The organism is Flagellimonas hymeniacidonis, assembly GCF_008040165.1.
Lineage (GTDB): Bacteria > Bacteroidota > Bacteroidia > Flavobacteriales > Flavobacteriaceae > Flagellimonas > Flagellimonas hymeniacidonis.
The window spans coordinates 1259820-1281925 of sequence record NZ_VRUR01000002.1 but is presented as its reverse complement, the minus strand read 5'-3'; the positions used below and the strand labels follow the sequence as shown (position 1 = coordinate 1281925).

22 protein-coding genes are annotated in these 22106 nt (G+C 37.1%); 9 read left to right on the top strand and 13 right to left on the bottom strand.

Annotated features, from left to right (window positions below):
- Nucleotides 1–313: 313 nt before the first annotated feature.
- The 6 genes from FVB32_RS14720 to FVB32_RS14695 form a co-directional block, all read right to left on the bottom strand.
- Nucleotides 314–829, bottom strand: coding sequence for a DUF6787 family protein (locus FVB32_RS14720; RefSeq protein WP_147744594.1), 516 nt, complete (start codon nt 827–829; stop codon nt 314–316).
- 30 nt (nt 830–859) lie between these two features.
- A complete protein-coding gene (locus tag FVB32_RS14715) occupies nt 860–1318 on the bottom strand; it encodes a DUF6146 family protein (protein ID WP_147744593.1) in 459 nt (152 codons plus the stop codon).
- Between the two features lie 68 nt (nt 1319–1386).
- Nucleotides 1387–2028: a DUF937 domain-containing protein gene (locus FVB32_RS14710; protein WP_147744592.1), complete on the bottom strand. Its 642-nt coding sequence runs from the start codon at nt 2026–2028 to the stop codon at nt 1387–1389.
- Between the two features lie 71 nt (nt 2029–2099).
- A complete protein-coding gene (locus tag FVB32_RS14705) occupies nt 2100–3053 on the bottom strand; it encodes a D-2-hydroxyacid dehydrogenase (protein ID WP_147744591.1) in 954 nt (317 codons plus the stop codon).
- Nucleotides 3054–3057: 4 nt separating this feature from the next.
- Nucleotides 3058–4122: a 3-phosphoserine/phosphohydroxythreonine transaminase gene (serC, locus tag FVB32_RS14700; RefSeq protein ID WP_147744590.1), complete on the bottom strand. Its 1065-nt coding sequence runs from the start codon at nt 4120–4122 to the stop codon at nt 3058–3060.
- Between the two features lie 131 nt (nt 4123–4253).
- Entirely contained in the window at nt 4254–5300 is a 1047-nt protein-coding gene (locus FVB32_RS14695) for an acyl-CoA reductase (protein WP_147744589.1), read from the bottom strand.
- A gap of 86 nt (nt 5301–5386) precedes the next feature.
- On the opposite strand from FVB32_RS14695, the gene FVB32_RS14690 reads away from it, so the two are divergent.
- Entirely contained in the window at nt 5387–5740 is a 354-nt protein-coding gene (locus FVB32_RS14690) for a 4Fe-4S dicluster domain-containing protein (protein WP_147744588.1), read from the top strand.
- Nucleotides 5741–5751: 11 nt separating this feature from the next.
- Here the strand turns inward: FVB32_RS14690 and FVB32_RS14685 are convergent, their stop codons facing one another.
- Entirely contained in the window at nt 5752–6528 is a 777-nt protein-coding gene (locus FVB32_RS14685) for an agmatinase family protein (RefSeq protein WP_147744587.1), read from the bottom strand.
- A 308-nt stretch (nt 6529–6836) separates the two neighbouring features.
- Here FVB32_RS14685 and ychF point away from each other — a divergent pair, with 308 nt between their 5' ends.
- The 4 genes from ychF to FVB32_RS14665 all read left to right on the top strand — a co-directional run bounded on the left by ychF (nt 6837) and on the right by FVB32_RS14665 (nt 13577).
- Nucleotides 6837–7931, top strand: coding sequence for a redox-regulated ATPase YchF (gene ychF, locus FVB32_RS14680; protein WP_147744586.1), 1095 nt, complete (start codon nt 6837–6839; stop codon nt 7929–7931).
- A 114-nt stretch (nt 7932–8045) separates the two neighbouring features.
- Nucleotides 8046–9890, top strand: a complete 1845-nt coding sequence (locus FVB32_RS14675; protein WP_147744585.1) for a DNA topoisomerase IV subunit B — start codon at nt 8046–8048, stop codon at nt 9888–9890.
- A gap of 37 nt (nt 9891–9927) precedes the next feature.
- Nucleotides 9928–12555, top strand: a complete 2628-nt coding sequence (locus tag FVB32_RS14670; RefSeq protein ID WP_147744584.1) for a DNA gyrase/topoisomerase IV subunit A — start codon at nt 9928–9930, stop codon at nt 12553–12555.
- Between the two features lie 65 nt (nt 12556–12620).
- Complete coding sequence (locus tag FVB32_RS14665) at nt 12621–13577, top strand: sterol desaturase family protein (RefSeq protein WP_147744583.1); 957 nt, start codon at nt 12621–12623, stop codon at nt 13575–13577.
- Nucleotides 13578–13579: 2 nt separating this feature from the next.
- Here FVB32_RS14665 and FVB32_RS14660 read toward each other — a convergent pair whose 3' ends face one another.
- The 3 genes from FVB32_RS14660 to FVB32_RS14650 are packed head-to-tail and all read right to left on the bottom strand — an operon-like array spanning nt 13580 to nt 15190.
- Complete coding sequence (locus FVB32_RS14660) at nt 13580–14392, bottom strand: TerC family protein (protein ID WP_147744582.1); 813 nt, start codon at nt 14390–14392, stop codon at nt 13580–13582.
- A 2-nt stretch (nt 14393–14394) separates the two neighbouring features.
- Nucleotides 14395–14772 (bottom strand): DNA topoisomerase IV, encoded by a 378-nt coding sequence (locus FVB32_RS14655; protein WP_147744581.1) that lies wholly within the window; start codon nt 14770–14772, stop codon nt 14395–14397.
- 46 nt (nt 14773–14818) lie between these two features.
- On the bottom strand, nt 14819–15190 hold the full coding sequence (locus tag FVB32_RS14650; RefSeq protein WP_147745075.1) for a helix-turn-helix domain-containing protein: 372 nt from the start codon (nt 15188–15190) through the stop codon (nt 14819–14821).
- Nucleotides 15191–15503: 313 nt separating this feature from the next.
- Here FVB32_RS14650 and FVB32_RS14645 point away from each other — a divergent pair, with 313 nt between their 5' ends.
- The 3 genes from FVB32_RS14645 (at nt 15504) to FVB32_RS14635 (ending at nt 17725) form a co-directional block, all read left to right on the top strand.
- Entirely contained in the window at nt 15504–16610 is a 1107-nt protein-coding gene (locus FVB32_RS14645) for a M14 family metallopeptidase (RefSeq protein WP_246139895.1), read from the top strand.
- 101 nt (nt 16611–16711) lie between these two features.
- Nucleotides 16712–17191: an Lrp/AsnC family transcriptional regulator gene (locus FVB32_RS14640; protein ID WP_055392737.1), complete on the top strand. Its 480-nt coding sequence runs from the start codon at nt 16712–16714 to the stop codon at nt 17189–17191.
- A gap of 18 nt (nt 17192–17209) precedes the next feature.
- Nucleotides 17210–17725: a DinB family protein gene (locus FVB32_RS14635; RefSeq protein WP_147744579.1), complete on the top strand. Its 516-nt coding sequence runs from the start codon at nt 17210–17212 to the stop codon at nt 17723–17725.
- A gap of 18 nt (nt 17726–17743) precedes the next feature.
- On the opposite strand, the gene FVB32_RS14630 is transcribed toward FVB32_RS14635, so the two are convergent.
- Together FVB32_RS14630 and aroB are read right to left on the bottom strand one after the other, a co-directional pair.
- Complete coding sequence (locus FVB32_RS14630; protein ID WP_246139894.1) at nt 17744–18082, bottom strand: hypothetical protein; 339 nt, start codon at nt 18080–18082, stop codon at nt 17744–17746.
- Between the two features lie 97 nt (nt 18083–18179).
- A complete protein-coding gene (gene aroB / locus FVB32_RS14625; RefSeq protein WP_147744578.1) occupies nt 18180–19235 on the bottom strand; it encodes a 3-dehydroquinate synthase in 1056 nt (351 codons plus the stop codon).
- A 91-nt stretch (nt 19236–19326) separates the two neighbouring features.
- Here aroB and FVB32_RS14620 point away from each other — a divergent pair, with 91 nt between their 5' ends.
- Nucleotides 19327–20499: a proline dehydrogenase family protein gene (locus tag FVB32_RS14620; protein WP_147744577.1), complete on the top strand. Its 1173-nt coding sequence runs from the start codon at nt 19327–19329 to the stop codon at nt 20497–20499.
- Nucleotides 20500–20871: 372 nt separating this feature from the next.
- On the opposite strand, the gene FVB32_RS14610 is transcribed toward FVB32_RS14620, so the two are convergent.
- Nucleotides 20872–22071, bottom strand: a complete 1200-nt coding sequence (locus FVB32_RS14610) for an alanine dehydrogenase (protein ID WP_147744575.1) — start codon at nt 22069–22071, stop codon at nt 20872–20874.
- Nucleotides 22072–22106 lie beyond the last annotated feature (35 nt).

Below are 22106 nucleotides of genomic sequence, written 5' to 3'. Positions count from 1 at the left end.
AAAAGTCTTTTTTAGTGTTAAGACTTATGTAGTAAAAGTTACTGTCCAGTACACTAAGAAATGTAGGATGGAAGGCTTCAGAATTTGCAACTTGATTAAGTTCCATGCCTTGGTTTTCAACTACCAAATCACAGATTTTGCAATTTTCAATTTTTTCTTGATCACCGTCTTGATGTGAATACACGTGAAGTGCTGACACCTTGACGAACATCAAGGAAACAAATATAAAAAGCCCAAGAATTTTTCTAAAATCCTTCATTGTGCAACAAATCTATATAATTTGTTGGTTTCCGTTGTGTTAAGAAAAACATAATTAATTGAACAAAAAACCCAATCCCATACGTTTCAACATTTTCTTCTCGAAGTTCCAGAAGAACTGAAATTGACCAAACAACCATCCAAAGAAAACCAATAATACTTGATATATTGGGAAAATTAATAAGATACGTATGGTCCAAAAAATCCACCCGCTTACTGTTCCTTGCTGAAGTCCAATGAATTCCGTGAAAGGACCGGCAAGCTTTCCTGAAATACTCCCCGTAATAGCAAAAACGATAAAGATGGCAATCATTTCCCATCTTTGGGCAACTGGCCATTTGTTCGCTAACTTTTTAAAGCACCAAAGGAAAAATCGGACTAGCAGAAAATATATGACAAACCCAACAACCAAGGTGAACACCCATTCTAAAACGGTGTTGTTAAGGTTTAAAAGATGTAAAAGTCTTCTAGCTATGGTATACGCGGTAAGCAATACTAAGATAACGCCAAAAAATGGGAAGAAGAATTGCCAATTTTCAGTGATGTCCCAACGGTTTCTTATTTTTTCCATCAAATAAAATTCGATGGCAAAAATAACATATTAAATCCTTGGAATAAAGGGGCTCAAGCGTTGATTGTATTTTCTTTGAAAATAAATGAAGTAATTATACAATTTATAGTTTACCTCATAACCATAATCAATGTTTGGATCATAATTGATTTGGAGCTCATACAGATTAGGGTTAAATCTTTGCGGTTGTAATACGCGTTGATTCCAGTTAATGACCATCAACTGATTTCTATTTTCCAAAAAACTCTGGGAATAGTACCCTTCTGGCCTTGCGATGCTTTGTAACCAAGTATAAAACCCTGGCTCAATAATAGTAATCTCATACTCTGTCTCCTCATTCTTTATCTCAACCTTTTCTTCAGCTTGGGAGTCAAAAACTTCTTTTTCTTGGCTTGAAATGTCGAGTGCTTCTTTTTTAGCGGTACAGGATGTGAATAATCCTAAAACTAGAATGACTGCAATTAAATTATTTAAAACGTTCTTTTTCATAACCTTAAAATACAAAAAAGCCATTTAATTAATTAAATGGCTTTGTTAAATATAGTTAAGAGGATTGTTTATTTTCCAAAAAGCCCACCTAGAAGTCCTCCAAGGCCGCTTTTTTTCTGGCTACCGCCACTGAGAACCATACCTGCTAAATCGTCGATTACGCTACCATCTCCATCTGAATCTAAAAAGCTCTCGATTAATGATTGCTGCTTGTTGGCGGTATTACCACCTCCCATAAGTCCACCTAGTAATCCACTTAGAGCATCTGGGTTACTCACTTTTTGCTGTCTAGATTGTTTACCTAAATATCCTAAAAGAATAGGAGCGGCAATTTTAAGGATTTGGGAAATGGAACCTGCATCAATTCCTGATTTACTGCTTAGTGCATTCTCCACTTGTGGTTGTTTGGACCCAAACACATGACCCAATATTCCAGCACCATCATCCATAACATCTTGATCAACACCACCACCAAATAACCCTCCAAGGTTATCCAAAATACTTCCATCGTGCTTTGATGACAAAGCGGTCATTAATCCATGGGCACCTCCAGGAGTGGATGCGTTTTTTTTCATAGCACCCATTAAAAGAGGCATAGCCATACTTAGCACATCAGCAGTTTTATTTTCAGGTTGCCCTGTTTGACCTGCAACGCCGCTAATCAATTGTTTGCCCATTGGGCTATTTAATAAATCTAATAATCCTGACATTTATATAGTGTTTAGTTAAGAATAACAATGTACAAAAAAGAAAGGGTTAAAAAAGAGTGACGATGAACATGCTATTTTAACAACTGAATAATCTGGGTGGCAAGTTCAGTTCCAATACGCTCCTGAGCTTCTTTTGTAGCGGCACCAATGTGAGGCGTTAATGATATCTTTGGATGCATTAAGATTCGGATTTCTGGATTTGGCTCGGATTCAAAAACATCTAATCCGGCAAAGGCAATCTTTTCACTTTCCAAAGCATCTATTAGGGCAACTTCATCTATTACACCACCTCTAGATGCATTGATTATTCCAGCGCCTGTTTTCATTGATTCAAATTCCTTTTTGCCAAGAACATAGGTTTTCTGGGCAGGGACATGAACACTTATGAAATCGGAGTTCTGAAGCACTTGGTCCATACTACTGTTTTGTAATGCAAATTGTAACGATTGGCCATCAAAAAAAGGAACATCCAAAGTAGCATTTGGAACAAACTTATCATTAAATAGAACTTTCATTCCTAAACCTAAAGCGATTTTTGCTGTTGCTTGACCTATGCGTCCAAATCCGATTAGACCCAAGGTTTTCCCTCGAAGTTCAATGCCGCCAGCGTAGCTCTTTTTAAGTTGTTTGAATTTACTGTCTCCATCCAATGGCATATTCCGGTTGGAATCATGCAAAAAACGAACTCCACTAAACAAATGGGCAAAAACCAATTCTGCTACCGATGCAGAGGATGCTGCGGGGGTGTTTATAATATGGACTCCTTTTGATTTAGCATATTCAACATCAATATTGTCCATGCCAACACCGCCACGCCCGATTAATTCTAAATCGGGACAGGCATCAATCAATGGTTTTCTGGCTTCGGTTGCACTTCTGACCAATAAGGCTTTAATATTGTTTTCATTGATAAAATGTATCAACTGTTCTTGTGCCACTTTAGTGGTAACCACCTCAAATCCTTCTTTTTCAAGTGCATCAATTCCAGATTGGGCAATGCCGTCGTTTGCTAAAATTTTACCCATGCTTTTACCCTTTCTTTTCTAGATCACTCATAATATCTACCAATACACCTACGCTTTCTAATGGAAGCGCGTTGTACATGGAGGCACGATACCCTCCAACAGAACGGTGACCGTTTAATCCGTTGATTCCTGCTTCTTTACATTTTTCATCAAAAATTTCTTTAAGCGAGTCATCTGTAATATTGAAGGTAGCATTCATAATAGAACGGTCTTCCTTAGCGGCAAAACCAGAAAAAATAGGATTTAACTCTATTTCTGAGTAAATAAGGTTTGCTTTTCTTTCGTTGATTTCTTCGATAGCCGCGATACCTCCCAAGTCCTTAAGCCATTGCATGGTAAGCATTGAAACATACACAGCAAAAACAGGCGGAGTATTGAACATACTGTCCTTACCAGCATGTACCGCGTAATCCAACATAGAGGGAACTTTACGGGAAACTTTCCCTAAAATATCTTCTTTGACCACTACAAGCGTTGTTCCTGCTGGTCCCATATTTTTTTGCGCTCCGGCGTATATTAAATCAAACTTTGAAAAATCCAATTGCCTAGAGAAAATATCTGAACTCATGTCGCATACCAGAGGAACATTGGTTTTAGGAAATTCCTTTAGTTGGGTACCAAAAATGGTGTTGTTGGAGGTTAGGTGTAAATAATCCAAATCATTTGGTATGGAATATCCTTTTGGAATGTAATTGAAATTTTGATCTTGAGAAGAAGCTACTTCTATAATTTCTCCAACCAATCTGGCCTCCTTAATTGCTTTTAAACTCCAAGTACCGGTATTGATGTATCCAGCTTTTTTTTCTAGAAGGTTGTAAGCCGACATTAAAAATTGCATGCTGGCGCCACCTTGAAGAAACAGGGCTTGATATCCTTTTCCTTCCAATCCTAAAAGCTCTAGAGCCAAGGAACGGGCTTTTTCCATTATGCCAACAAATTCTTTACTTCGGTGAGAGATTTCTATAAGGGAAAGGCCAATGCCATCAAGTTCTACAACAGCTTCGGCTGCTTTCTGCATTACTTCTTGTGGTAAAATACAGGGTCCTGCGCTAAAATTATGCTTCTTCATGTGCTAATTAATTGATATGAATATCCCATCTAAACTACTAGGATATTAAATTTGGTTTATGCGTTGTTGAATCAAGGGGCAAAGGTCTTAAAAAATCTTGGATCTAAAAATGCCAAAGATTTTGATGGATTCTAATCGAGATGTAATAAGAATTCCATAGTGTCCACACCATCTGCATAATCATGCAATTTTGGTTTTTGTGTTTCTCCAAAACCAATCTCATTTTCAAATAGACCTTGGGACACAATGCATTGAACATCATCACTTCGCTCCTGTATATGATGTTTTAAATCACTCTGGGAATCATAATGTTCATAGAACAAAGATGCAATGGGCGAAGCTAGGCTTTCATCTTCTTTCAGTATTAAAAAACCATTGTCCAATATCTTAAACGCACTCATTAAATACACCGCTTTGTTGTAGTCGTAGTTGTTGGTGTATTTATTTTGATGGATAATGTCGCTGTATTCAAAAAGAGCATTAAATAAGGTGTCAAAATTGTACTCTTTGGGGACATACACTTTGGAGACATTTCTACACCCTAAGCCATAGTACCTAAAAATATCCTCACCTAAGGCAATAAGTTGTTCTTTAGATTCTTTTCCTGTTAAGACAGCTATGGCATTTCGATTCTTTCGGATAATATTGGGCTTTTTCCCAAAATAATATTCAAAATACCTACTTGTATTATTACTACCTGTTGCAATCACTGCATCGAAATGCTCAAATTTACCTTCCACAAATGTTATTTGATTGGCCAAACTTGGTTCTTGCTCAATTAAATAATTAGCAAGAAAGGGCAGGAGTACGGTGTCATTTGAAGATAATTTGCATGATGCCTTATTCCCGGTCATCAATACACATAAAAAATCATGGAATCCCACTAACGGAATGTTCCCCGCCATAACGATGCCGATGGTCTTTGGCTGATGCTTTTCTTTAAAGGTATAATTTGAAACCCATTGGTTAAGCTTATCCTCTGTCAATAAATTGCTCCATTGTTTTAGAGCAAACACTATATTTTCCTTATTGAACCAACTATTCTGCTGCTCAGCATTAACAAGTGTATCGTTAAATGCTTGATGTAACGCAATATCGGTATTGCCATTTTCACAAAAATCTTGTATAAAACTTCCAAGTTTAACAAAAGCTTCCAATATTGGGTTATACCTGACCATTATATTTGTACACTAAATTAGTAGGGTTTATTTTTGTCCAAAAGTAAGCATGCTGAAATAATTCAGCATAAAGGAAAAAGAAAATTATGGCAATTATCATAACTGATGAATGTATAAATTGTGGAGCATGTGAGCCAGAGTGCCCCAATACTGCAATTTATGAAGGAGCTGATGAATGGCGTTATAGTGATGGAACCTCTTTAACAGGCGATGTTGTGTTACCTGATGGAAAGGCCGTTAATGCAGATGAAGTACAAGTGCCCATTAGTGATGAGATTTACTATATATCTCCAGATAAATGTACAGAATGTATGGGCTTTCATGAAGAGCCGCAGTGTGCTGCTGTATGCCCTGTGGACTGCTGCGTTCCTGATGAAGATCGTGTGGAAACCGAAGAAGTGCTTCTTGGGAAGCAGAAATTTATGCACCCAGATGGATAGCCAATAGGCTTTTACAGCATTTTTGAAACGATTTCTTTAAACAATTTTGCACATACCATTGCGGTCATGTTGTTAATATCCCTTTTAGGGTTGTATTCTACAATGTCAGCTCCCAAAATAGGCACATTAATTTCTTGTATCATTTTAATAACCTGTCTGGTACTGAGTCCTCCGGGTTCGTGATGGGATACTCCAGGAGCAAAGGCTGGGTCCAAAGCGTCCATATCCAAGGATAGATATATGGGATTTTGAAATGTCGGGAGTTTTGTGGTTACAAAATCTTTCATTTCAATGATTTCTACGTCATATTTCTTTGCGTTTTCGCGTTGTTCTGAATTTAGGGTCCGAATACCCACCTGTACTAATCTGCTTGCAAGCTTGTTTTTCATGATATTATAAAACGGGCAAGCATGCGAGAATGAATCTCCATCTAGACTTGTATATAAATCACTATGTGCATCAATATGCAAGATGTCAATTTGTCCATGAACTTCACAAAATGCTTTTAGTATAGGAAAAGTAATGGAATGATCGCCTCCAAAAGTTAAAAGAGGGTTTCTTTCTTCAAGGTTTTCAGTGGTTATTTTCTCAATATCAAAATATTCAGAGATAGTGTAATCGCCTTTGTCATCCAGCAGTTCCGGATTTATTAAAGTACCATCTTCTGAAAAATAATTGGCTGAATTACTGTGGTAAGCCTCCCTAATCAAAGGAGGAGCCAAACTTGGACCTTTTAAAAAAGATGATTTTTCATCATACAAAATTCCTTGTAATGTAATTTTTGTCATGCGATAAAGGTATAAACTGTTTGTAATTTTTCAATCCATCAATTACTCCTTTTGACAAAAGATATATCCATCAATTCTTTCTATTTTTGACGCACAATAGCGCTTTAAGTTCCATGCAAGAAAAAGAAGAAACATATAACGGATTTTGGAAACAGATAGGTTGTACTCTTTCTGTAATTGCCATATTAGGAATTATCTCAGTTATCGTTATTGGTCTTTACATGCTTCTTAAAGGTTTTTAGCATAGCTAAAGTGTAACTTTTGTAATACTTCAACTTATATTTGCAGCCTCAAAACGTAATGAATAGATGAAAGCCGGTATTGTAGGATTACCAAACGTTGGAAAATCAACCTTGTTTAATTGTCTTTCCAATGCAAAAGCACAAAGTGCAAACTTTCCTTTTTGTACCATTGAACCCAATATAGGAGTGGTTAATGTGCCTGACACTCGAATGGAGAAATTGGAGGAATTGGTGAGTCCAGAAAAAGTTATTCCTGCAACAGTTGAAATTGTTGATATCGCTGGACTGGTCAAAGGCGCCAGTAAAGGAGAGGGGCTGGGAAACCAGTTTTTGGGAAATATTCGTGAAACGGATGCCATTCTACATGTATTAAGATGTTTTGACAATGACAATATTGTGCATGTTGATGGTTCAGTAGATCCAATTCGAGATAAGGAGACCATTGATATGGAGCTTCAACTAAAAGATTTGGAAAGTGTTGAAAAGAAACTGGACAAGGTAAAACGGGCAGCAAAAACAGGGAACAAAGAAGCTCAAAAAGAAGCTGCTGTTTTAACTAGTTTAAAAGAAGGCCTTGAATCGGGAACATCAGTACGGGCCATTACACTTTCTGATGATGATCGCGCGGAATATGTAAAACCTTTGCAGTTAATCACAGATAAACCTGTAATGTACGTTTGTAATGTTGATGAAGAAGCTGCTACAAATGGAAATGCCTATGTTAAAAGCGTAAAAGAAGCTGTAGCCAATGAAAATGCTGAAGTCATTTTTTTAGCTGTAGGTACAGAAGCTGATATTACCGAGTTGGATACTTATGAAGAGCGTCAACTCTTTTTAGAAGACCTCGGTCTTTCAGAACCAGGCTCGGCCAAATTAATTCGAGGAGCATACAAATTGTTAGATTTAGAAACCTATTTTACTGCGGGTGTAAAGGAAGTAAGAGCTTGGACCATTCCAGTTGGAGCAACAGCTCCGCAAGCTGCAGGTGTTATCCATACAGATTTTGAAAAAGGGTTTATTCGTGCAGAGGTCATTGCATATGACGATTATGTGCAATACGGAAGCGAATCCAAAGTAAAGGAAGCGGGTAAAATGCGAGTGGAAGGAAAGGAATATGTGGTTAAGGATGGTGATGTCATGCATTTTAGGTTTAATGTTTAAATCCAATCTCCAGCATTTGTAAGTATATCAACAGCTTTTGTTGATTACTTTCTATAGTCCACATTTTTATTTCTCAGCCTAAATTTTATATTAGCAAGGATTAACCCTTAACTGATGGCAGAAACCAAGTATACCGAGGATAATATTCGTTCTCTGGATTGGAAGGAGCATATTCGTATGCGTCCCGGTATGTATATTGGAAAGTTGGGAGATGGCTCATCTGCCGATGATGGCATCTATATTCTACTTAAAGAGGTCATTGACAATTGCATAGATGAGTTTGTCATGGGGGCCGGTAAAACCATTGAAATCGCTATCAAGGAGAATACAGTCCATGTTCGTGATTATGGACGGGGCATTCCTTTAGGGAAAGTGGTAGATGTTGTTTCCAAAATGAACACTGGGGGAAAGTACGATACCCGGGCTTTCAAAAAATCTGTAGGACTTAATGGAGTAGGAACCAAAGCGGTAAATGCGCTGTCCAATTTTTTTAAAGTCGAATCTGTTAGAGATGGACAATTAAAAGCTGCTGAATTCAAAGCAGGGAATTTAGTAGAGGAAGAGCTGGTTGATTCCACAAAGCGCAGAGGGACCAAAGTAAGTTTTGTTCCTGACGAATCCATTTTTAAAAAATATAGATATCGAAACGAGTATGTGGAACGCATGCTCAAAAACTACGTATACCTTAATCCAGGGCTGACCATTGTCTTTAATGGTGAAAAGTTCTTTTCAGAAAATGGATTGAAGGATTTATTGGAGGACAATAACAATCAAGAAGACTTTCTGTATCCAATTATCCATCTAAAAGGAGATGATATAGAAGTTGCCTTAACGCATAGTAGAACTCAGTACAGTGAAGAATATCATTCTTTTGTAAATGGGCAACATACCACGCAGGGTGGAACACATCAAGCAGCTTTTAGAGAAGCCATAGTAAAGACCATCCGCGACTTTTATGGAAAAAATTATGACGCTTCGGATATCAGAAAATCAATTATTTCGGCTATTTCCATTAAAGTGATGGAACCTGTTTTTGAAAGTCAGACCAAAACCAAACTGGGCTCCACGGATATGGGTGGAAAATTGCCTACTGTTCGTACCTACATCAACGATTTCATTGGTAAGTACCTTGATAATTACCTTCATAAAAACCAAACTACCGCAGAAGCAATTCAGCGTAAGATTGTTCAAGCAGAGAAAGAGCGAAAAGAACTTTCAGGAATTCGAAAGTTAGCACGTGATCGGGCCAAAAAAGCGAGTTTGCATAATAAAAAGCTTAGGGACTGCCGTGTCCACCTTCAGGATATGAAGAAGGACAGAAGATTGGAATCTACACTCTTTATCACCGAGGGAGATTCTGCATCGGGGTCTATTACAAAATCTAGGGATGTAAATACACAGGCGGTTTTTAGTTTACGGGGGAAGCCTTTGAATTCCTATGGAATGTCGAAGAAAATCGTTTACGAGAATGAAGAATTCAATTTGTTGCAGGCAGCATTAAATATTGAAGAATCCATGGAAGACTTGCGGTACAATAATATTGTAATCGCAACAGATGCAGATGTTGATGGAATGCACATTCGTCTTCTACTAATTACCTTCTTTTTGCAATTCTTTCCAGAACTGATAAAAGAAAACCATCTGTACATTTTGCAAACCCCTCTTTTTAGAGTCAGAAATAAAAAAGAAACCATCTATTGTTACAGTGAGGAAGAAAGGCGAAATGCTATTCAAAAGTTAACAGGCAAACCGGAGATTACTCGATTTAAGGGGTTAGGGGAGATTTCCCCAGATGAGTTCAAGCATTTCATTGGTGATGATATCCGTTTAGAACCGGTAATGTTGGATAAGGCCATGAGCATAGATAATTTATTGAAGTTTTATATGGGGAAAAACACTCCAGACAGGCAAGAATTTATTATAAATAATCTTAAAGTAGAACTTGATTTAATAGAATAAAACTAACTATAAACCAGATAAATGTATCCCCTTCTAAATGGAAGAGAATGAAGATTTGAATGATGAAGGTTTAGAAAGCCAAGATAGTTCCCAAGATAGCCTTACCAGGGTTACGGGAATGTACAAGGATTGGTTTTTGGACTATGCCTCTTATGTTATTTTAGAACGTGCAGTTCCTGCTATAGAAGATGGTTTTAAACCAGTGCAGCGCAGGATTATGCATGCCCTTAAAGAGTTGGATGATGGCCGATACAACAAAGTTGCCAATGTTGTAGGGCATACCATGCAATACCATCCACATGGAGATGCCAGTATAGCAGATGCCATGGTTCAAATAGGGCAGAAGGACCTGCTTATTGATACACAGGGGAACTGGGGAAACATTCTTACTGGTGATGGGGCAGCAGCTTCCAGATATATAGAAGCGCGACTTTCAAAATTTGGATTAGAGGTTGTTTTCAGTCCAAAAATTACCGAATGGCAATTATCATACGACGGCAGAAAGAAAGAGCCCGTAAACCTTCCGGTTAAATTTCCGTTATTGTTGGCGCAGGGAGCTGAAGGAATCGCCGTTGGCTTATCGACAAAAGTACTTCCGCATAACTTTAACGAGCTAATAGATGCCTCAATTAAACATCTTCGGGGCCAACGTTTCAAACTGTTTCCTGATTTCCCCACTTCAGGAATTATAGACGTTACCAATTATAATGATGGCCTTCGTGGGGGGAAAATTCGTGTTCGCGCTAAAATCTCCACGTTCGATAAGAACACCTTAGTAATTAATGAAATACCCTTCGGAACTAACACATCTTCTTTAATAGATTCTATCTTAAAAGCGAATGATAAGGGTAAAATCAAGATTAAAAAGATTGAGGATAATACAGCTGCTGAGGTTGAAATTCTTGTTCATTTACCTAGTGGAATTTCTCCGGATAAGACTATAGATGCGCTATATGCATTTACATCTTGTGAGTCTTCCATATCGCCTTTGGGATGCATTATTGAGGACAACAAGCCTTTATTTATTGGAGTCACGGAAATGCTTATGCGTTCAACTGACTATACTGTCGAATTGTTAAAAGCAGAGCTCGAAATTCAACTTGGGGAATTGGAAGAGCAATGGCATTTTGCTTCTTTGGAGCGAATTTTTATCGAGAATAGGATCTATCGTGATATTGAAGAGGAAGAAACTTGGGAAGGCGTCATCTCAGCAATTGATAAAGGTCTGAAGCCTTTTACCAAAAACCTAAAAAGAGCCGTTACAGAAGATGACATTGTTCGTTTGACCGAAATCCGTATCAAGCGTATTTCCAAGTTTGACTTGGAAAAGGCGCAACAGCTTATTGATAGTTTGGAAGAGAAAATTGCCCAAACCAAACATCATTTGGAGCATTTGGTGGACTACGCCATTGATTATTTCAAAGAACTTAAAAAGAAATACGGGAAAGGAAGAGAGCGAAAATCCGAGATAAAAATATTTGATGATATAGAAGCGACCAAAGTGGTCATCAGAAATACCAAGCTTTATGTGAACCGGGAGGAAGGTTTTATTGGAACTTCCTTAAGGAAGGATGAGTATGTTACGGATTGTAGTGATATAGATGATATTATCGTGTTCACTAAAAAAGGTGAAATGATGGTAACTAAAGTCGACTCCAAGACCTTTATTGGAAAAGGAATTCTACATGTAGCCGTGTTTAAGAAAAAAGATAGCCGTACCATCTACAATATGATTTACAAAGATGGAAGGGGAGGCCCCAGCTATATAAAAAGGTTTAATGTCACCAGCATTACTCGCGATAAAATGTATCAATTGGCAGGAGGGAAGCCTACTTCGGAGGTGCTCTATTTTTCGGCCAATCCCAATGGGGAAGCAGAGACCATCACTGTGCTTTTGCGGCAATCTGGGAGCATTAAAAAACTAAAATGGGATTTGGATTTCGCTGACCTTTTGATAAAAGGAAGAGCGTCCAAAGGAAATTTGGTTACAAAGTATCCCGTAAAAAGGATAGAGCTTAAAGAAAAGGGAGTGTCCACCCTTAAGCCAAGAAAAATTTGGTTTGATGATATTGTGAGTCGCTTAAATGTTGATGGACGAGGAGAACTCCTTGGTGATTTTAAGGGAGATGATCTATTGCTGATTATTGACCAAAAAGGAAAAGTAAAAACCATTCCGCCAGATTTATTGACACGTTTTAATGAAGACATGATTGTTTTGCAAAAATGGAATCCAAAAAAACCAATTTCTGTGGTGCACTATGAAGGAGAGAAAGAACGATATTACATCAAAAGGTTTTTAATCGAAAATCCAAGCAAAGAGGAAATTGTGATTTCTGAACACCCAAAGTCACATTTGGAATTGGTTTCAACAGATTGGAGACCGGTCATTGAAATAGAGTTTTCAAAACCAAGAGGTAAAGACGCAAAACCGAATCAACAAGTTGATGTGGAGGATTTTATATCCGTAAAAGGTATAAAAGCGATAGGAAATCAACTAACAGCCGAGAAAGTCAAAAATATTAATGCTTTGGAACCATTGCCTTTTGAAGAGCCCAAAGAACCGATTCCAGAAGAAATAGAGGTCATTGATGAAGAGTCCATAAACGTTTCCAATGATGAAATAGATTCAAAAGATGACAGTTCTGAGCAAACTACTTTGTTTTAATGCATTATTCTAACTATTTTGGCGTTCAAGTTATACACCCTAACCCAATAGCTTAAATTTTATATATGGATTTTACCAACCCGTTAGTATACGGTGTACCTGTTTTTATTGCCTTTATTTTATTTGAGCTTACTTATAGTAAAACACACGGGGACGACCATCTTTACCATTGGAAAGATTTGGCGGCAAGTGGTTTTATGGGTGTAGGTTCAGCCCTTTTGGGGCCTTTGTTCAAAGTGATCTTTGCCATCGTTCTTTTTGAATCGGTTTACGAGCTTTGCAACCCGATTGTAGATGGTGTGAGACGAAATTTTCTGGGTTATGAGTCTTTTGGCTACGCTTGGTACATTTGGATTTTATGTCAACTAGCTGATGATTTTACTTATTATTGGTTTCATAGGGCTAACCATGAGATAAGAGTTCTTTGGGCTGCACATATAGTGCATCACTCTTCCGATAACTATAATTTGGGTACTGCCGTTCGCAACGGATGGTTTACAATTTTGTACAAGCCCTTATTTTATATGTGGATGACTGCCATTGGATTCCCTCCAGAAATGGTTGTAGTGTGCCTAGGTATTGAAGCTTTGTGGCAATTTCAATTGCACTCTGTTTATGTACCTAAAATGGGCTTCATTGAAAAGATTTTTAATACGCATACCATGCATCAAGTGCACCATGCACAAAATGTGGAGTACTTGGATAAGAACCACGGAGGATTCCTGAATATTTTTGACAAGATGTTTGGCACTTGGAAAGAGCTCGATGATGATGTTGATGTGAAATACGGAGTAATACATTCACCAGACTCGTATAACCCAGTTGTAATCCTTACGCATGAGTTTAAGGACATTTGGAATGATATAAAGAAATCCAAAAAACTATCTCATAAACTAATGTACATTTTTGGCCCTCCTGGGTGGAGCCATGATGGAAGTACCCTTACGGTAAAACAACAGCAGAAACTTCACCAAGACCAAAAACAACAACATCCAGAATTGGTTTATAGCAGACCAAATTAGTATTACTCTTCCGGGACTTCAGTATTTTTTGATTTATTTTTTTTCATTCTTAAATCAAAGAACTCAACCATAAGTGAGAACGTTATGGCAAAATAAAGGTACCCCTTAGGGATAGCTCCAATTTCGTTATCGAATACTATTAAGTGTGATAAATGTGCTGCTTCTGTAATCAGCATAAATCCAATAAGAATAAGAAAGGACAAGCCCAAAACCTGCACAGAAGGATGTCTATTCACAAATTCCCCAACGGGGTTCGCAAATAACATCATAATAATAACTGAAATTACCACAGCGGTTATCATTAACACCAATGCATCTGTTGGGTTAGGAGATATTCCGTTGGTCATCCCAATAGCAGTCAAAATAGAATCAAAAGAAAAAACAATGTTGATTACGGTAATTTGAATAATGGCATTTGTCAATGAGGATGAACGGGATTTGGTCACCTCTCTTTCGTCATGACCACGATCCTCAATTTTCTCATGAATTTCCTTGGTGCTTTTGTATAGTAGGAAGAGCCCACCAAGAAAAAGAATTACGGCTTGCCAGCTGAGTCCTCCCGATATCCAGGATTCATCAAAAACCAGAAAAGGTTTTTTCATTTTGGTCAACCATGTAATTCCAAATAGCAGAAGTATTCTCATCCCCATCGCCAAAAACAATCCAAGATTTGTTGCTTTTCTCCTATCCTTTTTCTCCAGCTTACCGGCAGCAATAGAGATAAAAATGATATTATCTATTCCTAAAATAATCTCTAAAAAAGTCAAGGTCAACAATGCCATCCAGGCATCAGGGCTGGTAAAAATTTCAAACATGGTTAGTGTATTTTGTGTGCGGTTCCTTTAAATTTACGCTTGTCGCCAATGGCGTTATATTCAAATGTATAAGAAGAATCTGAAGTTGTCAATATTTTTATATGAATTGATTTTTCTTCTGCCTTGCTTTTTGGATTTATATTCTTTAGCACATATTCACAATCATTAATCCAGCGTACCGAGGAAGTATCCTGTTTCCCTTCAAAATAATCCACTTCTGTGTCTAACGTTCTTGAAAAGGTTGTTGTTTTTTCCTGTCCATCAATAACACTGGTAAATGAAAATTTTCCAGTTTTAAAGTCGTTACAATTTCGTTGTGGGGGTTCATTACAAGCATTAAAGGTTATAAATAATGCTCCAAGAATACATTGTTTAAACATAATTGCAAAGTAAATGGAAAGTACTGAAATAGCTAAACAACCTTGACTATTTTTTTAGCTCAAAAGTTTCGAAAGTACCATCTGTATAAAATATTACAATCCGAGAAGCTTCAACTTTTTTTCCGTCGGATTCCATTTTCCTTAACTCCATATGTTCTTTTTCAGGAATTGGTGGAATACCTAAGGAGGGAGGGTTGGGAGTTTGTTCAAGATGGGGAAAACTGCCTTTGCCGTTCAGCAACCAGTATAAATTAACCTCAGGGTAACTATGAACCACTTTCATTACAAAATCCAAACTTGGTCTATTTCTCCCATTTAGAATATGGGAAACGCTGGAACGTTGCACCCCTATTTTGTCCGCAAAAGAAGAAACGGTAAGGCTGTAATGATTAATGATGGTTTGTATGCGTTCTATCATCTCCTGATTCACAATTGTACTTATAGAATGTAAAAGTATCGATTAGAATTGTCAAGTGCAACCAAAACACGTCACATTTGTTCAATAATAATATCAATCAATAATCTATATGAATCAATATAAATATCTCTTTTTTAGATTTTTATAGATATGATATCAATTAAATTGATTTAACAATATCAACGCTATCACATTTGTGTAATTCTTGATTCAAAAATGTTACACATGTAAAATATTTAGCAATATGCGCGTCACATTTGTAACGGATAGATGATTTACTTTTGTGAATTCTTATTTATGTTAGATGGCATTAATGAATCATTCACAATACAAAGAAACCTTGGTGCAAGCCCGATACGTTACTAATGAAGTGCTTCAAAAAAATTGGTATACTAAGCTTTCAAATATTTCTTTATCTGTAATTGGACAATCGGAAGAAGGAGAAGAAATAGCATCCATTACTTTGGGGCGTGGAAGCAAGAAGGTATTAATGTGGTCCCAAATGCATGGGAACGAATCTACAACTACTAAAGCTGCACTCGACTTGGTCAATTTTTTATCATCTAAAAATGAGCTGGCCAAAATAATCAATGATAATTGTACCATTACTTTGGTTCCGATATTAAATCCCGATGGAGCTAAAAGATATACGAGGGCAAATGCAAATAATATCGACCTTAACAGAGATGCTAAGTTACTAAGCCAATTAGAAAGCCAGGCATTGAGAAAACTATTTGAAGCGTTTGGACCGGATTACTGTTTTAATCTTCATGACCAGCGCACATTGTTTAGTGCAGGTAATGCCAAAAAACCAGCAACAATTTCCTTTTTATCTCCTGCAAGTGACCCAGAACGCAAGATGAATCCAACAAGGGAAAGTGCTATGAAGCTTATTGTTGCCATGAATCAGGAGCTGCAAAAAGAAATTCCAGGGCAGGTTGGTAGGTATGACGATGGATTTAACGATAATTGCGTTGGAGACTTTTTTCAGATGAAAAAAGTGCCAACCATATTGTTTGAAGCCGGTCATTACCCCAATGATTACGAAAGAGAGAAGACCAGAGAGTATATATTTCATTCTTTAATTGAGGCATTGAAGGTAATAGCAGAAAACAGGATTCATGAGTTTCGGGTCGCTGATTATTTCAAAATTCCAGAGAATGAGAAACGCTTTTACGATATCCTAGTTAAGAACCCACAGGAAATTAATCCAGACCTTACTCCAAATGTTTCCGTAGGGATTCGTTTTAAGGAAGTTTTAGAAACAAATAGGGTTTTGTTTGAACCTGAAATTGTGGACGTAGCAGAATTGAATGGCTATTTTGGGCATGAAACTTTTGATTGCTCACTAAAAAATGATGTAGAACAACTGCATTCTCGTAAGGAAATTCTCAATCTCATCGTTAATTCAAAAAACTAAAGCGATGATTTTGGCTTAATTGTTACATTTTATTTAAAAAAAATGGTTTTTTTTTAAATATAATTTCTTAATTAACTAATTTTGTTGAAAATAATAACGCAATGAGCAAAGTAAAATTAGACGAAATTGATCACCAGATATTAGATATGTTAATTGACAATACGCGTACTCCATTTACGGATATTGCCAAAAAACTACTGATTTCTGCTGGTACAGTTCATGTTAGAGTAAAGAAAATGGAAGAATCAGGAATTATTAAAGGTTCCTCACTTACTCTGGACTATGTAAAACTTGGATATTCCTTTATAGCCTATGTGGGTATCTTTCTGGAGAAAACTCATCAGACCAAGTTTGTATTGGAACGTCTTAACCAAATTCCATACGTTACTGTTGCTCATATTACTACTGGGAAATTCAATATTTTCTGTAAGATTAGGGCAAAGGATACTACACATGCGAAAAATATCATTTTTAAGATAGACGATATTGATGGTATCAGTAGAACGGAAACAATGATTTCATTGGAAGAAAGCATTAACGACAAAAAACGTTTGATGCACACCATTTTCAACGAACTATAATCACAAAATAACATACTTATGTTGAGTTCAGACTTGTCAGCTTCTGAATACAATCCGTATTACCATAATTATATACTGGCCGTTGGTGAAGTAGAATTACTTGAAGAGCTTAAAAATGGTAAAGTGGTATTTACGGCGTTAATGGCCGAAGTGCCTAAAAGTAAGCTGGACTATGCTTATGCTGATGGAAAATGGACGCTTGCTGAAGTCTTAATGCATATTATTGATGCCGAGCGTATATTTCAATATAGGGCGTTGCGGTTTGGTAGAAATGATAAAGCACCCTTAGCAGGTTTTGATCAAGATGTATACGTACCGGAATCCAATGCTTTAAAAAAGTCGAAAGAAGAATTACTAAATGAGTATGAATCGGTACGAAATGCCACAGTAAGTCTTTTTTCTTCCTTTGATGATGATGCGCTCAAAAGAGTAGGGATGGCTAGCGACTCCAATATGAGTGCAGGTGCAATGGGATTTATTATTTGTGGGCATCAGGCGCATCACCTAAACATCATCCGCGAACGTTATTTGTAAAATAAGAAGAGTAGAAGTTTAGTATAGGCTATCCGTTTCTGGGTCAGCATCAGACTCTAATTCTGGGTCAATTAGTTTTTCATCCTCCGAACTAAGAATTGCTTCACTAGATGCAGTTTTATCCAGTTCCTTCTCAATGTTTTCCTCAAAATTGGAAATAAATTTAGACAGACTCTTGCTTATTTTAACCAAGTAAACAGCATCATCTGTTTTTACTTCAACGGCTTCAATAATTTCACCATTTGGTTTTTTCAATGTAATAATGTCCTCATCTCCATAGCCGTACGGATAGGAATCAATTAACACAGCAGCAACCTTATGGTCCAGCTTTTTGTAATCTATTAGTATTCGTTTCATAGTGGATGGTATTTTTGATTTACTATCCTAAACTATAAATTTTTGTGCGCGAAGAATGTAAAGAGTTGTAAAAGGTAAATTTTAGTATATGTACTGGCTATTCTCTGTAGTATGCAAAAGCTTTATGGAAAAGATTGGAGGGAATTTTAATATCAGTGACCGCTGTACCTATTGATTGTAACAAAACAAAATTCACATCACCGTGAGAATTCTTTTTGTCATACTTTAAAAGCTTAAGAATAGCTTTGATATCTTCTGCATCAAAAGTCACCTTATCAAAACTCTTTAAAAAAGTTTCCTTAATTTCTTGCAGTGATAATTTGGATAACCCTTTGAGTTCATGCGATAGGTAACCCTCTAGAATCATCCCAATGGCAATGGCCTCACCATGCAAAAGCGTTTCTTTATCATCACTTTCTAAAAAATAAGATTCAATAGCATGGCCCAGAGTATGTCCAAAATTTAAAATTTTCCGTATCCCTTGTTCTGTAGGATCCTGCAGTACCACATCATTTTTAATGCTGATAGATTTTTTTATACAAGCTGAATCGGCAAAAGTTTTCGTATTCTTTAAAGCTTTCCAATAGTCAGCATCTTTGATAAGACCATGCTTTAACATTTCGGCATAGCCACTTTTTACCTGTCTAGCATCCAGTGTCTTTAAAAACTTTGGGAATACCAGCACCATTTTAGGTTGGTTAATAACCCCAATTTGATTTTTCAAAGAACCCAAATCAACACCTGTTTTTCCGCCAATTGATGCATCTACCATTGACAATAGGGTAGTGGGTACGTTTATAAAATCTATCCCACGTTTAAAAGTAGAAGCAACAAAGCCTCCTAAATCCGTTAGTACACCGCCGCCAAGGTTTATTAAAAGACTTTTTCTGTCTCCACCGCGACTGGACAAAGCTTCCCATACCTGAAGACATGTTTGTATATGCTTATGTTCTTCTCCAGATTTAATTTCCAAAATCCCATCAACCTTATCTGCCAACATTTTTTTAAAAGAGGGCAAACAATGCTTTTTGGTATTCTCATCTACCAAAATAAAAATCTTGGAGTAATTACTCTTAGCAATATGCTGTCTTAGAGTAGCTTCCGCAAGTTCCTCAAGATGTACCTCGTATGAATGGGATTTTATAGACTCCATAATTCAATTTACACTGCTAAATAAAGATTATTTTTATATAAAATGTTCTATGGGCACTACTTATATTTGAATCTTTAATAGATTCATAATAATGAACCCGAATTTTGAGAATACCGCAATTGCTTTTCAACTTAAAACAGACTCTGAGTTAGAACGCGCCTACTTCCTATTTAAATTAATTGCTAATGAACCTTTGGTTCGCATTGGTACTGCTGTCACCAACTTTGCTATTAAGGCGCATCTTCCTATTGAAGGCCTAATTAGAGCTACAGTATTTGATCATTTTTGTGGCGGTGTTAATGAAGAAGATTGCATGCCAGTAATAGATAAAATGTTTGAGAAGGGTGTTTCATCCATCTTGGATTACTCGGTAGAAGGAAAAGAAACGGAAGATCAATTTGATTTTGCCTTGAGCAAGACTTTAGAAGTGTTGGACTTTGTTAAGGAAAAAGATGCTATACCCTTTGCCGTTTTTAAACCTACAGGGTTTGGTAGGTTCAAATTATATGAAAAAAATAGTAGTGGGGGTAAATTAAATGATGAAGAAACCAAAGAGTGGGAACGGGTCTTAAACCGATATGATCAAGTTTGCCAAAAAGCTCATGATCTTGATGTATGTCTTTTAATAGATGCCGAAGAGAGTTGGATGCAAAAGGCAGCTGATGATCTTACTTTGGATATGATGCGTAAATACAATCGAGAAAAGGCCGTGGTGTTCAATACCTTGCAGATGTATCGGTGGGACCGTATGGATTATCTTAAAGAGTTGCATGAGATTGCCATGGCAGAAGATTTTCATATTGGACTAAAAGTAGTTCGTGGCGCTTACATGGAAAAAGAAAATGAGCGTGCAGAAGAGCTTGGTTATAGAAGCCCGATTTGTATTTCTAAAAAAGCAACTGACGAAAATTTTGATGCTGCCATTGCATATATGATGGACCATTTAGACCGAATTTCAATATTTGCCGGAACTCATAATGAAGCAAGTTGTTTAAAGCTTGTTGCTTTAATGAAAGAAAAAAGCTTAAACGTTTCTGATACCAATATATGGTTTGGACAACTTTATGGTATGAGCGATCACATTACCTACAACCTAACCACTGAAGGGTATAACGCAGCCAAATATGTTCCCTACGGGCCTGTAAAGGATGTAATGCCCTATTTAATACGAAGGGCAGAGGAAAATACTTCCGTGGCTGGCCAGACTACAAGGGAACTTACTTTGTTGCAAAAGGAAAAGAAGCGAAGAAAACTAGATCTTTAGCGTTTGTATATTTTCAATAAGAACTTTATCCTGGCAATTCTTGACCTTTAATACCCAATCCTCTCCCTCGATAGTATTTGAGATAAAGTAGGTTTTGCAAGGCTTTGATTTGGTGTCACTTTTACCAAAATCAATATCCCCATCTTGTAAAAAAGTATTGATTAACATAGAATCTTTTGAAGTCTTCCCTATATTTTCAGAAAAGATCAGGGGCTTAGATCGCATATCTTTTAGGACTCGGCAATTCGGGAAATAACAAAATTCTGTTCCTGTTTCGTCTGATTTTTTCTTTAAAAAGAACACTAAAAATACAATTCCGATGGATAGTCCAACAAGGTACCATCCCAAGCGCTTTAGAAATGCCATTTGAATTTAAAAAATAAGAAAATTAATATCATTGTATGTAAGCCCAAACCAATCGCCCACAGATTTGTTGGTTAGGATGCCATGATACATATACAAGCCATTTCGTAGTCCCTTATCGAAACGAAGGGAATGTTCCAATCCGCCATCTTCACCAATTTTTAATAAATAAGGGGTAAATATATTGCTTATGGATATGGAGGAGGTTCTTGGGTATCTTGATGGAATATTGGGCACTCCATAATGGATTACATCAAATTTTTCAATAGTGGGTTTGTCATGACTGGTGACTTCTGTAGTTTCAAAACATCCGCCCATATCAATGCTTACATCAATAATCACTGCTCCTTTTTTCATGTTTTCTACCATGGAACTGGATACTACAATAGGGGAGCGATCCTTCCCTCTTGCTGCGCCAATAGCAACATCACAACGCTTAAGGGATTTTAAAAGATTTTTGGGTTGTATGGTAGAGGTGTATATGGTTTGTTTTAGATTAGTTTGAATGTTGCGCAACTTGGTAATCGAGTTGTCGAATACCTTAATGTTCGCACCAAGTCCTATTGCTGACCGCGCTGCAAATTCTCCTACTGTTCCTGCACCTATAATAACGACTTCCACAGGAGGAACGCCGCTGATGTTTCCAAACATTAACCCATTTCCCTTATTGGTAGTTGCCATAAGCTCAGCCGCAATAAGAATGGATGAAATCCCAGCTATTTCGCTTAGAGATCGCACCGCAGGATATTTTCCATCCTCGTCCCGGATGTATTCAAAGGCAATTGCAGTGAGCCTTTTTTTGGCCATCGCCTCAAAATACTCCTTGGATTGTGTTTTAATCTGTAAGGCCGAAATAACTATGGCCTGCGGATTTAACAGGTCAATTTCTGATAGGGTAGGTGGCTCTACTTTAAGAATTAGGGGGCAGGAAAAAACTTTTTTGGTATCCCTTGTAATTTCTCCACCTGCTTCGGTGTAATCCGAGTCAGAAAAATTGGCGCCATCCCCAGCACCAGATTCAATGAGCACCCGATGTCCATGTGCTGTAATAGCGTTGACTGCATCCGGTGTAAGGCAAATTCGTTTTTCTTGATGTTGGTTTTCTTTTGGAAGTCCTATAAACAGTTCTCCTTTTTGCTTTAGAATTTCTAAAGTTTCTTCTTGTGGTAAAAGTTGCTGTTTACTAAAAGGAGAGGACGGTTGGTTCATAAAATGTTCATCTGAAGGTAATCCTTATCGGATAT